Raw genomic sequence first — 14379 nt, forward strand, 5'->3', positions numbered from 1 at the left:
TAATGATTTAATATTATATTTAAAGATGGAAAAATATCTTATAACTAATAAAAAATAATTTTTTATCATGCCATAATTGATCAATAATTATCCTGCTATAATTTTAGCATGCTGGCCATAACATCGGCCCTGTTGGTTATTATACCGTTTAAACCCGCATTTTTGATTTTTACGGCATCAACATAATTATCAACCGTCCATGGAATTACAATAAATCCAAGACTTCTTAATTTAATGAGGCAGTCAATTTTATCATTTTTATATTCTGGTATATAAACAGAAATTCCAAGTTCCCTCAGATCAACACTGTTAAGTTTTCCCATATATTTTTCGGATAAATCACAGTAATCCAGACCCAGCATAATTGAATCATCAAGGGCATGCATTTCCCTGAGTGAGAATGGGTTAAATGATATGACACAAACGTGATCTTTCATTCCTGTATTTTTTATTATTTCCAAAGTTTTTGTAACAATATTGTTATAAACCATACTGCCAGAATCATCTATTGTTTTTAGTTCAATAAAAAAATATTTTTCATGATATGTTTTTAATATATAGTCAAGCCGCGGTATTTTAAAACCCTTTATATTTAACCTGTCTATTTCAGAGGAATTTAGGTTTTCTATATTAATATCATTCCCCGTTAATCTTTTTAAATTAAAGTCGTGAACTATGTAAACCCCACCATCTGCAGATAAATGAACATCAAGTTCCACAGCATCTGTATAATTAAATGCATTTTTGAATGAAATCTCTGTATTTTCTGGATATTTCTCAGGGAGGCCACGATGACCTATTATTACAAAGTTTTTTGTTAAATAATCATACATTTCCATGCAACACCATATATAAATTACTTATATAGTTATTTGAGGATAAATAAAACATCAATATTCCTAGATTAATTTTATTTCCACCATAAGGTCTAAATTTGAGGTATTTACGTTAAATTTTAACAGGTTAATTTAGATTTTAGATATCAATAAATACGAAAAAATCATAACAGCATTAAATGGAAAAAATAGGCATTATAGGTGGTGGGATCACAGGTATTTTCAGTGCCCTTAATCTATCCATGAATGGTTATAAAGTAACGGTCTTTGAAAGAAACTCACTTCTTGCCGGGACATCCGGCAGATTCCATGGTATGCTGCATAGTGGTGCCAGGTATTCTGTAAATGACCCAAACTCAGCAAGGGAATGTATGGAGGAAAATAAGTTATTAAGCAAAACTGCCAGCAGATTCATAAAGGATACCGGCGGTTATTACATATCCCTTGGAGAAGTTGAATCAAATTATGGTGACATGCTTATAAAAAGCAATGAAAAAAATGGTATAGATTCAGAGGAATTACCACCTGAGGAATTTTTAAAAATGGAGGCATATGTAAACCCAAAGATTGAAAGGGTTATAAGGGTTCCTGACAAAATTATAAGCGCTCATAATTTTTCTGCAGCTGTTGCACTGGAGGCCATAATGGCCGGTACAAAATTTAATACAGGCTGTAATGTAGTTGGCGGGTCTGTGTCGAAAAATAATGTAATTTCATTAAAATATTCATATAATGGAAATATACAAACTGAAAAATTTGATTTTATTATAAACACCTCGGGGCCATGGTCTGGTAATGTTGCCCAGAATCTGGGCATAAAGAACTTTGAAGTTATGCCAACACTTGGATACATGGCAGTCTATGACAGACCCTTTGTTGGGTCCATAATTAACAGGATGCGCCCCCCATCAGATGGTGATATTATACTCCCTTACGGTTCTGGCACGGTGGCCGGAACCCTGGCAATTATCTCTGATGATCCGGATTCCAATGATGTGGATGATGAGGACCTTGATATTATGCTGTCTGAGGTATCCAAGATGGTGCCATCACTTGAAAAAAAGCGCTATAAGAAACTTTACTATTCAATGAGGCCTCTTGTTAAGGATGATAACTCCAGGGGTACAAGAGATTTTTCAATAATTGATAATTTCGATAACATGATAAGCATAATAGGTGGGAAATTCACCACCACAAGGCTTATGGCGTCCGAATTAAGCAACAGGATATCAGAAATTTTTGGCTCACATAATTATGATACATCCAAAATAAATTTTAATGATACTTTTGAAAGATACATGGAGTCAAATATGGGTGGCCTTGATAAAGAATTTATAAATTATATAAATTCCTACAGGGATGGTATGGATTTCGAATATGCTGATTACATACTATCAGCATATCTGTTGAATGAAGGCATTAAAAGAGGAAACAAAAATGAAATTTAATGGTAGTTTTATGGTTAATAAGGGCAATGATGAGGTTTCATTGTTTTTTAAAGATTTAAAAAATGTTATACCATGTCTGCCGGGTGTGTATGATCTTGAATATGGCGATAAAATAAAATGTAAACTCAAGCTTGACATATCGGATGCAGGAATATCTGCAATGAATACAATATCCGGAAGAATGACATTTACATATAATTATTCCGGGAATAATATAAAAATTGATGGTGATGGCAGGATAGCTGGTTCAAAGATACAGTTTCGCATCAATATAGGCCTAACACCTGCGGAACAGGAAACAAAAATAGACTGGGAAAGCGATTTCAATTTTGGCATGATTGTTAAAATTATGGGTTCTGATAGATTAAATTCTGTATCATTAAGCAACATAAACAGCACAATAAAGTGTTTTAAGGATAAAATTAATGCCCTATAATTTAAATTTATATATATTTTAAAAATCCCATATTGCCGCGTCTAATTCTGTAGTAATTATATAAAAAACCCTTCATTATGGCAGGCTTCCTTAAAAATCTAAATTTTTCAATGCTGCCACCCCATGGAATGCTGCTGACAACCCTCATCCCGGGACCCTGTGGCGATCCTAAAACAGTTATATAAACAGGGTCAAAGCTATTTTTTGCACCATTTATGTAATCTCCAACAAATATGCCCATTCTCATGGCAAGCTCACCAATTTTTGGCCCAAAATTAATGGCATCCCCTATGGCAAAAACATCATCTGCAATTCGCAGTTTATTATCCGTGTTTAAAAAGTCATTAAATAGGGCCGGTTTGCATTCTGGAAGAATATAATCCGGGCTCTCCGTTATTGTTATATTATAATGATTAAGCAGGCTAATAACGCCATCACGAATTTTTTTACCAAGAAAAGAGAGGGCATTGCCTGAAAATTTAAAATTTTTATTATATTTTTTCATGGCCAGTATAAAGTTGATAACTATATATTCGTCAAATTCATTCTGGGATCCTATGGCCATGTTATTTTCCAGCTTCATTTTTTCAAGAAACGTGATCTGATTATTGCGGTCACATCCCGTGGCTATTATAATTTTATCTGCATTATATACATTTTTATCTGTTATTATCTCCCTTTTTTCTATATTAACATCTTTTACCTGCTCATTTATTATATCATCTTTTAATTTTATTCTTACAGGATTGTTAAATAGATAATAATTTAAATAATAATCTCTGGTAATTATTTTTACATTAAATTTCCTCCTAAGCCTGTAATAGGCATTCAATCCCGAGTAACCACTCCCAAGGATCATTATGTTATCCATATGTACATGCATTAATAATAACCTTAAATTTTATTCCATTTATAACTGGTATTAAAACTTAATTAATCACATTAACATTAAGGATTTATGTTCGAGGAGGAAAAAAGGGCTGCGGCAATGGAGGCAATAAAGCATGTTAAAAGTGGCATGAAGCTTGGGCTTGGCACAGGGTCAACAACAAGATATTTTCTTGATGCCCTTGGAGAACTGGTAAAAAGTGGTAAAATAACCGATATTATTGGTGTTCCAACATCTAAGAAAACAGAGGAAATTGCCAATAGTTACGGGATTAAGACAGTAAATAACATTAATAATATTGATATAGATTTTGACGGTGCAGATGAATTTGATCCTGATGGAAATCTTATAAAAGGTGGTGGAGGGGCGCTTGTAAGGGAAAAAATTGTTGCGTACAATAGTAAGAATGTATTTATAATGGTTGACAGCTCAAAATTTTCTGAAAAACTGCATAAATTTCCATTACCTGTTGAGGTTATACCATTCATGGAAGATCAAACTTTAAGCCACATAGAGGAACTTGGGGCAAAATGCACATTCAGGGATAATAAAAAATTCATCAGCGATAATGGGAACTACATAATAGACTGCAGATTTGATTATACTGATACAGGACTTGAGCAAAAAATTAAAATGATTCCCGGTGTTGTTGAGGTTGGCATATTTCATAATATAACAACAAAAATATTTAAGGGGAATGGAAATACATGTGAAATTATTGATATTAAAAAATTATAAATCCATTTCATTGGAGGATGAAAGTATCATGTCCATGGCCAGCTCTGCAATGTCTGTGGAATAAAAGCCTATTCTTGTTATTTCCTCGGATGTAAATGAAATTGTTTCAATATCAGAATCCAGTGAAATATTTAATAACTCGTTTTTATAACCATTTATTGTTTTTTTCATGCATATAATATCATTTAATCCGGCATATTTTTTTGAATAATAAAGTGATATGGCCTTTTTATAGAGTTCCAGACAGAAGTTAAGAAACTCAATTACCTTATTTATTGCGGTTTTTGATGAATTATTCTTTTTTGTCCATATATTGCATAGATTGACTGCGTGGTCTGCTATTCTTTCAAGTATTCTTGATAATAGCAGATAATATATGCTGTTACCATCCTCACAGCTTCTTGCCTTCACCTCCCGGTATATATACCACTGAAATCTATCAATCTCATCATCCCTTGATACCACACTTTTTAACAGGCCATAATCATTTGAACTTATTCCTGAAATTACATCGGATATCATTGACTCAACATTAAGAGACATCCTTTTTATTGAATTATAGATTGGATATGAATTTGAATTAAGTACGTTCTGCAATACAACCTTTTTTGAGTCCTCCTCAAATATTTCTATTCCTATTACCAGCTTGGAAAATTTTTTTATGGTATCCCTTATCTCATCAGATATATAGTTTGAACTTCTGATTGTAAGTGTGTCGAATCCAGAAATATAAATTGATATAAGGGCCCTTTGAAGGCTTTTTGTATCTATCTGCCCTATATTAAGAACCTTATCTATTTCCGTTTTAACATCGGAGCTATTATATAAAACAAGTCTGTCCTTTGATTCCTCAATTTTTACCTCGCTTCCCCTTGTTAGATGATTGTTTTTAACCCATTTAGAAGGTAATGAAACTATATATGTTGAACCTCCAGTTAGCTGGATCTTTCTTACTGAACTCATGTATATATATTTAAAAAAACTATATATATGTATGTTTTTTTCAATATATTATTTATATAAAGGTTTTTATATGGAAATAAATAGGCGAACCATTTTATTAATATTATGGATAAAAAATATAAAAACGGTATTAAAATAATAATGAGGATTATACCCGGGATTGGTATATTTCCTTATAATTTTGATTTAAATTATTCTGGAAACGATGTAAAGTGCCAGTAACGTACTGAAAAGTACTGGTACAGCCAAAATAAGGCCAGCCTTCATATAATACCTGTATGATATTTTAATTGCATTTTTTCTTTCCAGTGTGTAAAGCCATAACAGCGTGGCCAGAGAACCTATGGGGGTAAATTTGGGTCCTATGTCATTTCCTATTACGTTTGCATACATCAGGAGTCCTGGATTTTTAAGGCCGGATATGGCTATATCGCCAATCATTACCGATGGCAGGTTATTCATTATGGCAGCGTTAAATGCAAAGAAAAATCCTGATAGTATAAAATTAAAGGGTGGTAAAACATTATTTATATGCTGTAGTACGTAAACATAAATTAAATTTAAACCCTCATTGCTAACTCCAAAAACAATGATATACATGCCAAGGGAAAATAAAACAATCTGCCATGGGGCAATTTTTATGACCCTGTTGGCATCTATTCTTTTATCCAGCCGTGCCATTAAATAAAAAAAGGCTGCAAACGGCATTGATATAAATGACACCGGTATTTTTATAAATCCAGAAATAAAATACAGTGTTATTAAGATTAATATGGCAGGAAATGAAATTTTAAAAATTCTTTTATCTTTTATTAGATCCTCTGGTTTAATATCAGTATTTGCAGCATAATTTTTTTTGAGTTCAGATCTGTAAAATATGTAAAGAACGGCAACACTGGCTATTATTGATATTAAATCAGGAATTATCATAATCTCTGTATACCTTAAAAATGTAATATTAAAATAGCCTGCAGTTACAAGATTCACAAGATTGCTTACAGTAAACGGTATGCTTGCAGTATCTGCAATAAACCCTGTTGCCATAATAAATGGTAATATTTTGTCATTACTGAATTTGGACCTGTAAAGTATTGAATAAACTATGGGTGTTAATATCAGTGCAGTGCCATCATTGGCAAATATTGCTGATATTACAGAACCAAGAACTATAATTAATAAAAAAAGTTTTTTTATATTATTGCCTGCAAAATTTACAATTTTATATGCTATATATTCAAAAAAACCAGCCTCATCAAGTATAAGTGATATTATTATAATCGAAATAAATGTAAACGTCGCATTCCAGACGATGTCCCATACCCTAATTATGTCTTCTATACTTGATATGCCCAAAATAAATGTAACTGCCGCACCTGCAAGGGCCGAATACCCTATGCCTATGTTTTTTGGTTTTTTAATTACAAGATAAAGTGTTACAATAAAAATTATCAGTGAGACATAGAACATTATTTTCATGCTTATTCATCGCATTCCGCACATTTACATATTCTCTCTATTTTTTTACCGGCCTCACTGCCAGCTCTCAATAAATTCCTTAAAGAATCGTCAGATATTTTATAAATTATATTTTTTCCTGATCTGTAACTTATTACAAGGCCATTTTCACGTAAATCCTTTAATTTATGTGATATAAGGGGCTGATCCATTCCCATTTTATTTATTATGCCGGAAACTGATAGGCTTTCACTGGATAAAAGTTTGAGTATTTTCAACCTTGTTTCATCGGATAGCATTTTATATATATTGGCCTCCCCAATCTCATTCAATAACATTCTCTGGGAATTATTTTTTCATATAAAATTATTTTCATATGTTAATAATTACATATTAAATAAAGTCTTTAATAAAATCAACTGCCTTTTTATATGTTTCCTTTCTGCACTCTTTTGAACTAAATGATTTTCCATCCAGAACAGAAAAAAATCTGCATCCACCAAAGCATAATGGCAGGTAACTGCAGTTTTTGCACTCATCATTCTTCCATGCAAGTGATGCATTTTTGGCAAGCAGTGCCCTATTTATTATCTCAACACTGCCATCTGATTTTAGCAAACCCTTGGCGAATTTTGTATTGCCTGTAAATGCCCAGCATGGATATATATAACCTGCCGGATCAACTATTATGTCCTCATCAACATGCGCAACACATACACCAAGCCTGAATATATCCTGTGGAACCCTGAAACCATGCAATTTTATTTTGTGCCATATCCTCTGAACTGCATCAAATTCATCCTGTCTGGATATGTTTTCATCCCAGGCCTCATTCCTAAAAAGATTTTCATGAACAAGATGTGGGTCTATTCTAATATTTTCTATCCCCATATTTTTTAATTCATATAGCAGTTCATCAAAGTCATCAATGTTTGAATAGTCTATATTTATTCTCAACACCACATTTAAAAGATCCTGAACATATAGAAGATTTTTTAAAATTATATCAAATGAACCGCGCCTGTTTACAAAATATCTTCTTGAATCATGGACCTCTCTTGGCCCGTCCAGTGTTATCTGTGCATACCTTAATCCATAGCCATAAAGATCATCTGCCATATTTTTGGTAAGCATTGAACCATTCGTAACGATGCTGAATTCATAATTTAAATTGCCCAGCATAGATGAAACCTTTTTTATTGTATTTGCCTCAAGCAATGGTTCGCCGCCAAAGAATGTAACCCTGACCTTTCTGCCATTGCTATTTTTGTTTATATAATTTACAAATCCATTTATTATGTTATCATTAACCCTGGATTTATTTCTGAAATCTTTTTGAAAACAGTAGCTGCAATCAAAGTTGCAGTTGTATGTTAAAACCATTGTCGGTTCAAGTATATTCTTTTTAAGGGTTAATTTATCAAATTCAGCATTTATATCATCTGTTATAAAACCTTCATAAAAAACTTCCTTAATATCCTCTGGGATTATTCCAGATGTAATTTTTTCCTTTTCCTCGCTGCTAACCTTTATCGCATAGCCTGTTAGTGTATTAAACAGTATAAATTCAGAACCATCCCGAATAAAAACATTATATTTTGAAAAAAATTGCTGGGGCATTTAATTTCCCCAGCTTGGTGAGTATCCGCATCTGCATGCCTTCCTCTCCACCTTTAAAACTTTTCTTTCTATTGTTTCCATTCTATCACCATATGACTAAATAAGTTATAATATATAAGAAATAATAATCAAATAAATATATTTAGAAAAAAATTAAGGAATAAATATTAAATATTGATAAATAAGATTATGAGACTTGTAGTAGGAACAAATTTTGACGATAATTTAATAGAAGGTGCATCCAAATATCCTGTAACACACATGTTTGGAAGTTTTAAAAAAACAATAACAGGCCATGGCAGGGCAGCATTTCTGCTTCCAGATATCTCGGATGAGGGATTTAAAAATCATATAGAACTCATGCATGATCATAAAATTAAATTTTTATATGTAATGAATAGTGCAACCCTAAATACCGGTGAGTATTCAGGAGAATACAATAAAAAGTTGAATATTGAAATTGACAGGCTTGTTAATATGAATGTTGATGGATTTATAGTTGCACTTCCATTTCTTATTAAAAAAATAAAAAGGGATTATCCAGATATGAATGTTTCAGTATCATCATTTGCACGTGTATCATCAATGAGGGAAATTGAAGAATACGCGGGTCTGGGTGTAAATACAATAATACTTCATGAGGATACCACACGCGATTTTAAATTTTTGGAGGCAGCACATGAATTTGCAATGAAAAATAATATAGATCTTGAACTTATTACAGATAATTCATGCCTTTTTGGCTGTCCGTACAGGAGAACCCATGATATTGTATCTTCTGAATCAACAGTTACAGGGCAGAATAGCTTCTGGTTTGAGTATCCAATTATGTTTTGTTCCACAGATGTGCTTAACGATCCAAGGAATATAATAAAGATGCGCTGGATAAGGCCTGAGGATACATACGAATATGAAAAAATAGGCATTGATAGATTTAAAATTGCCTCAAGGACAAAAAGGACAGATTGGATATTGAGATCAATAAAAGCATATTCTGAAAGAAATTATGATGGAAATCTTTTGAACCTTTTAAGTTTTCCCCAGGGAAATGCAATGCCAAGGGTGATGGAAAAAATAAATGGTCCGGATAATTACAGGATATTAAGAGATGTAAGGATAGATAACAAAAAATTTCCAAAATCATGGATTAACTTCTTTAAATATAATGACTGTAATTCAATGGACTGTAATGTATGCAAATACTGTGATAAAATTGCAGATGCAACAATGGAAATAGCAGGGAAAAGCATAAAAAATTATGGCATTAAAAGATTTGATGTACCGATAGAGTTAATACCAAGGTTTGGTCACAATGAAACTGACTGAAAATTTACACATACTTGAAATACTGGAGCCTAATTTTTTTGGCACTGTACTTAACCACAATGTGGTTTTCATTGAAAATGCCTATAAAAACGGTCTGGTCATGGTTGATACAAGTCTTCCGGGAAATATGGATTTAATTTCCAGTTTTTTGAAAAAAATACACTACAGTATAAACGATATTGCATATATTATTGTAAGCCATTACCACCCTGACCATAGCGGAAATGTAAATGCAATAAAAAATATATCAGGAGCCAAGGTGATAGCACATGAAAACGAGGAGGAAGCACTCAACAATTATATGATTTTTAAATTAAAATACAGGGATGTTAAATCAGTATTAAATACAAATAAAAAAGAATTCTATGATACTGTAAGGCGCATAAATAATATAAAGCTTGATCCCATTAAAATTGATATTAAAATTGGCAGGGAGCAGAATCTCGGGAAATTAAAAATTATAAATTCTCATGGGCATACGAGAGGGCATATATCAGTTCTTTACAATGATATATTAATTGCAGGTGATGCAATTAATAATACCATGCATCCAATGCCTCCCTTTAGATTTTTTTGTTATAATTATGACGAGGCGGTGACATCTTACCACAAACTTATAAGGTTAAAAAGCAGAATTATAGTGCCATTCCATGGAGAGATATTTAAAAGGGAGGATGTAAATAATATATATTAAAAATTTTACATATGAATATTCTTACATAATTAATATATATTAAATATGCATTATAATGCATGAAGGTAATTATTGTATCTGATATCCATGGAAACTATGAGGCACTGAAGGCACTTGATAAACTTGAGAACTATGATAAAATGATCTTTCTTGGGGATGCAGTGGATTATGGCCCGCAGCCTGCAGAGGTTATTGATTTTCTAAGGTCTGAATCTGATATTAATATTATGGGAAATCACGATTATGCCGTTGCATATAATACATCATGCAACTGTTCTGCAGATATGCTTCAACTGAGTGAATTAACCCGCAGGGAAATATCACTGAAGCTTCTTTCTGAAAATGACATTAATTTTATAAAAACATTTAAAAATAATTATGATTTTCAAATAGATAACCTTAATTTATATTTAACCCATGGTTCACCATACAATAATTTAAACGGTTATGTATTTGCATCTGAGGCTGAAAAAATATTTAGGGATAAGGAATTTTTTAACAAATATGATTATATTGTGCTTGGCCACACACATTTTATGATGTTTTACAGGAACAAGATCATAAATCCCGGCAGTCTTGGACAGCCACGTGACGGTATATTAAAACCAATGTATGCGGTTCTGGATACCAGTGATAATTCTATAAATTTTAGGCGTATTAGCAGTTATAATTCTGCAAAAATAATAAACCTTCTTGATGGGTATCTTAATAATTTTACAGAAGAATTGAACAGGTTAAAAAAGTTTTATCAATAAATACTTTACTTATAATTATATTTATAAATATGCAATATATTTACCTCAATGGATTACAGGGGAAAGGCCGTTCTCATACACAGTGCAAGGGCAGTATATGCAGTTAACTGGATGGATATAGCACCCGCACTAATTTATATAAAATCATATATGAACCTAACCTCCGTGCAGCTTGGACTGGTGGTAACCTCTTTTTATATTGGTATTTCTATATTTCAGCTTCTGGGTGGTTACCTTTCCTCATTTATTGGTGATAAACAAACATCATTAATTGGACTTCTCTTTGTTGGCATATTTGCGATAACCTCAGGTTTATCAACAAACTTTTTAGAAATATCGATTTCAAGATTTCTGGCAGGGATGTCTGCCGCATTATTCTTCTCACCGGCATTGAGCCTGCTGGCATCCATAGTTCCATCCGAGAAATATTCATTTCATATTGGTGTGTATAATGGCGCATTTAATATAGGCGCAGGCACAGGTGTTATTGGCTGGGCCATTCTTGATATTTATATTGGATACAGATATGCATTCTTAATAGCAGGTATAATAACGGTAATGCTCTTTTTGGTGCTCTATATATTATTTAAAAATATACCAAACATTAAAACTGAGAGGTCCAATATTAAAAAAAGTCTGTTGCAGGTTTTTTCATCAAAAATGATTATATTCATAGCATTTATAGGCATTGGAAGCATGATTTCAGAAACAATAATGGGCCAGTTTTTTGTTTATTATCTGGAATCACTGAGTTTTTCACATATAACGGCAAGCACGCTGGCATCAATATATCTATTAATAGGATTTTTCGGGGGTGTTCTTGGTGGTTATCATTTTTCAAGAACAGATCATAAAATTCGCGTTTTTCTTCTCCTTAACATACTTATTGCAGCACTTCTTGCAATTACGGCCTTTATCTTTAATTATATTGAAATCCTTATTGTTGTTATTGCCATGGGCATGTCAACAGTATACGGCATTTCTGTTACATACACCTTTGTAAGGTATATGGCCAGAAGGGACCTTATATCATTATCATTATCATTCGTAAATTTTGTGCAGCTTCTTGTTGCGGCAGTCATACCTGTAATTTTCACAATAGTCTATACAGCATACAATTATAAATTAGCATGGATTGCTATGGCAATTTTATCCGTTTTATTTATTCCATTAATACTCACAATTAATAAAAAACTTGAAGAGATAATTAAAATAAAAACCAGCGTTTAAATTATAATGGTTCTCCTAGCAATCCCTTATTTTTCAATATATTTATTATGCCTCCAGCATCAATTATTTCCATTAAGAATTCTGGCAGCGGCCTGAATTTAACAATTTTACCGTTGGATATATTCTCTATGTAATTGCCATTAAAGTTGATTCTCAGGGTATCACCCTCATCGGCCATGCCTGTAATTCCGGGAACCTCGAGGGAAATTAATCCTGAGTTTACGGAATTCCTCATAAAAAGTCCGTTAATAGATTCTGCCAGAACGCAGGCAATGCCAAGATTTTTTAAATTATCAGCAGCAGGTCTGCTTGAACCTGTTCCAAAATTTTTGCCTGCCGCTATGATATCCCCCTTATTTACCATCCTAGCCCATCCAGGCCTGTTTGCATGCATGGCGTAAAAAGGCTTATCATTTTCCGGGAGTGTGTAACATATCTGTGGATACATTAAATCCGTATTAATATTGTCCTCGAACTTCCATACCCTTCCTGTTATATTATTCATTTTCATCACCAGTTATATAACCGTTAACTGCGGAAAGTGCCACGGTCCTGGCCGATCCAAGATATATCCTGGATTTTGGTGACCCCATCCTTCCCTTAAAATTTCTGGTTGTTGAGCTTATAACAACGTCCCCATCAGAGGAAACGCCCATATGGCCTCCAAGGCATGCCCCACAGGTTGGATTTGTTACCATGCCACCGGCCTTTATTATATTGTCTATATAACCAAGTCTTATGGCCTCTTCATAAACTTTCATGGAAGCGGGTGTTACTATTAATCTGACATTTTTATTTATTTTTTTATTTTTTAAAACCTCAGATACATCCCTAAGATCAGATAACCTGCCATTTGCGCAGGAACCAACCACCGCAAGATTTATTTCCACCTTACCAAGCTCTGTTACAGGCCTAACATTGTTTATTATCTTATCAGGTAAGGCAACCATGGGTTCAACATTATCAAGATCTATTTCATATGTTTTATAATATTCAGCATCATTATCTGGATATACCGGGTTATAATTTTTAATGCCAATCCCTTCCAAATACTCTTTAAGAATATCGTCAAAAGGAAACACCGCAAATTCAGCACTTAATTCCGCACACATTGTTGATATCGATGACCTTTCATCCATATTTAACGTTTTAATTCCAGTACCGGAAAATTCAATGTTCATATTTGGAATATCGCCTATTATCTCTGCCATTTTAAAGAAAACATCCTTTGCAGAAGCTCCCTTTTTTAATCCGTTTATAAATCTAACATTTACAGTTTCACCTGCTATAAACCACGTTTTGCCTGTTGCAATAATACCCATCATTTCCGGTGTCCCCAGACCCCTTCCAATGGCATTAAAAGCTCCAGTTGCAACTGTGTGCGAATCTGTATTTGCTATTATTGAACCTGGTAGAATCCATCCAGATTCTCCAGAAAAAACATGTGAAATGCCTCCCCTGCCAACATCGTAAAAATCCTTTAAGCCCCAAATTTTTGCAAGTTTTCTTAATTTATTCACCCTGTTTGCTATCTCTATATTTGGGGGTGGAACAAAATGGTCAAATATTATTGCTATTTTATCCGGGTCGAATGGTTTAATAGGTGGGTTATTTACAAATTCAGGGTGCAGGGCTGCCATATCCACAATAATTGCCCTATCAACACTTACAGTAACTATATCACCGGGAGAGACTGATTTTAAATTATCCACAGAATGACTTTTCAGGATTTTTTCTATTATGTTCATTGACCATACATAATTTTGTATTATAAAATTATTACTATTTTAGTACAATTAGTACGAATTTAGCATAATAAACTTTATACTGTAATGTATTGATATATAAATTTATTTATTATTTTTTAAGTTGTGTTGTCCCATTATTATTTCCTTTATATACTTTATAAACTTATAAGTTTTCATTTTACAACCATTTTGGATTTATATGCCATTACAGGTGTAACAATATTATCACCATCTGACAATG

At 32.8% G+C, this 14379-nt stretch carries 15 protein-coding genes; 7 read left to right on the forward strand and 8 right to left on the reverse strand.

Annotated elements, in window-relative coordinates:
- Positions 1-95 precede the first annotated feature (95 nt).
- Entirely contained in the window at positions 96-839 is a 744-nt protein-coding gene (locus AOG54_RS04020; RefSeq protein WP_054964266.1) for a glycerophosphodiester phosphodiesterase, read from the reverse strand.
- Positions 840-1015: 176 nt separating this feature from the next.
- On the opposite strand from AOG54_RS04020, the gene AOG54_RS04025 reads away from it, so the two are divergent.
- Together AOG54_RS04025 and AOG54_RS04030 are read left to right on the forward strand one after the other, a co-directional pair.
- A complete protein-coding gene (locus AOG54_RS04025) occupies positions 1016-2284 on the forward strand; it encodes an FAD-dependent oxidoreductase (protein WP_048102011.1) in 1269 nt (422 codons plus the stop codon).
- A complete protein-coding gene (locus tag AOG54_RS04030; protein ID WP_162200860.1) occupies positions 2274-2720 on the forward strand; it encodes an SRPBCC domain-containing protein in 447 nt (148 codons plus the stop codon). Before AOG54_RS04025 ends, AOG54_RS04030 begins: the two co-directional genes overlap by 11 nt.
- 7 nt (positions 2721-2727) lie before the next feature.
- Here the strand turns inward: AOG54_RS04030 and AOG54_RS04035 are convergent, their stop codons facing one another.
- Entirely contained in the window at positions 2728-3591 is an 864-nt protein-coding gene (locus tag AOG54_RS04035; RefSeq protein WP_055032459.1) for an FAD/NAD(P)-binding oxidoreductase, read from the reverse strand.
- A gap of 87 nt (positions 3592-3678) precedes the next feature.
- Between AOG54_RS04035 and rpiA the strand changes: the two genes are divergently transcribed.
- The gene (gene rpiA, locus AOG54_RS04040; protein WP_048102008.1) at positions 3679-4347 is read left to right on the forward strand and encodes a ribose-5-phosphate isomerase RpiA; all 669 of its coding nucleotides are present in this window, start codon (positions 3679-3681) and stop codon (positions 4345-4347) included.
- Here the strand turns inward: rpiA and AOG54_RS04045 are convergent.
- The 4 genes from AOG54_RS04045 to AOG54_RS04060 all read right to left on the reverse strand — a co-directional run bounded on the left by AOG54_RS04045 (position 4342) and on the right by AOG54_RS04060 (position 8385).
- Positions 4342-5310, reverse strand: a complete 969-nt coding sequence (locus tag AOG54_RS04045) for a phosphate signaling complex PhoU family protein (RefSeq protein ID WP_048102007.1) — start codon at positions 5308-5310, stop codon at positions 4342-4344. The genes rpiA and AOG54_RS04045 overlap by 6 nt on opposite strands.
- Positions 5311-5496: 186 nt before the next feature.
- A complete protein-coding gene (arsB, locus tag AOG54_RS04050) occupies positions 5497-6786 on the reverse strand; it encodes an arsenical efflux pump membrane protein ArsB (protein WP_054964268.1) in 1290 nt (429 codons plus the stop codon).
- Positions 6787-6788: 2 nt separating this feature from the next.
- Positions 6789-7103 (reverse strand): ArsR/SmtB family transcription factor, encoded by a 315-nt coding sequence (locus AOG54_RS04055; protein WP_055032460.1) that lies wholly within the window; start codon positions 7101-7103, stop codon positions 6789-6791.
- Between the two features lie 55 nt (positions 7104-7158).
- On the reverse strand, positions 7159-8385 hold the full coding sequence (locus AOG54_RS04060) for a radical SAM/SPASM domain-containing protein (RefSeq protein ID WP_048102004.1): 1227 nt from the start codon (positions 8383-8385) through the stop codon (positions 7159-7161).
- Positions 8386-8574: 189 nt separating this feature from the next.
- Between AOG54_RS04060 and AOG54_RS04065 the strand changes: the two genes are divergently transcribed.
- The 4 genes from AOG54_RS04065 to AOG54_RS04080 are packed head-to-tail and all read left to right on the forward strand — an operon-like array spanning position 8575 to position 12390.
- Positions 8575-9711, forward strand: coding sequence for a peptidase U32 family protein (locus tag AOG54_RS04065; protein ID WP_048102003.1), 1137 nt, complete (start codon positions 8575-8577; stop codon positions 9709-9711).
- On the forward strand, positions 9698-10405 hold the full coding sequence (locus AOG54_RS04070) for an MBL fold metallo-hydrolase (RefSeq protein WP_048102002.1): 708 nt from the start codon (positions 9698-9700) through the stop codon (positions 10403-10405). The genes AOG54_RS04065 and AOG54_RS04070 overlap by 14 nt, the downstream gene beginning before the upstream one ends.
- Before the next feature lie 59 nt (positions 10406-10464).
- The gene (locus AOG54_RS04075) at positions 10465-11160 is read left to right on the forward strand and encodes a metallophosphoesterase family protein (protein WP_048102001.1); all 696 of its coding nucleotides are present in this window, start codon (positions 10465-10467) and stop codon (positions 11158-11160) included.
- Between the two features lie 48 nt (positions 11161-11208).
- Positions 11209-12390: an MFS transporter gene (locus AOG54_RS04080; protein WP_048102000.1), complete on the forward strand. Its 1182-nt coding sequence runs from the start codon at positions 11209-11211 to the stop codon at positions 12388-12390.
- Between the two features lies 1 nt (position 12391).
- Here the strand turns inward: AOG54_RS04080 and AOG54_RS04085 are convergent, their stop codons facing one another.
- Together AOG54_RS04085 and AOG54_RS04090 are read right to left on the reverse strand one after the other, a co-directional pair.
- On the reverse strand, positions 12392-12895 hold the full coding sequence (locus AOG54_RS04085; RefSeq protein WP_048102178.1) for a LeuD/DmdB family oxidoreductase small subunit: 504 nt from the start codon (positions 12893-12895) through the stop codon (positions 12392-12394).
- The gene (locus AOG54_RS04090) at positions 12888-14138 is read right to left on the reverse strand and encodes a 3-isopropylmalate dehydratase large subunit (RefSeq protein ID WP_048101999.1); all 1251 of its coding nucleotides are present in this window, start codon (positions 14136-14138) and stop codon (positions 12888-12890) included. Before AOG54_RS04090 ends, AOG54_RS04085 begins: the two co-directional genes overlap by 8 nt.
- Between the last annotated feature and the right edge of the window lie 241 nt (positions 14139-14379).

The organism is Acidiplasma aeolicum (assembly GCF_001402945.1).
Taxonomy (GTDB): Archaea; Thermoplasmatota; Thermoplasmata; order Thermoplasmatales; family Thermoplasmataceae; genus Acidiplasma; species Acidiplasma aeolicum.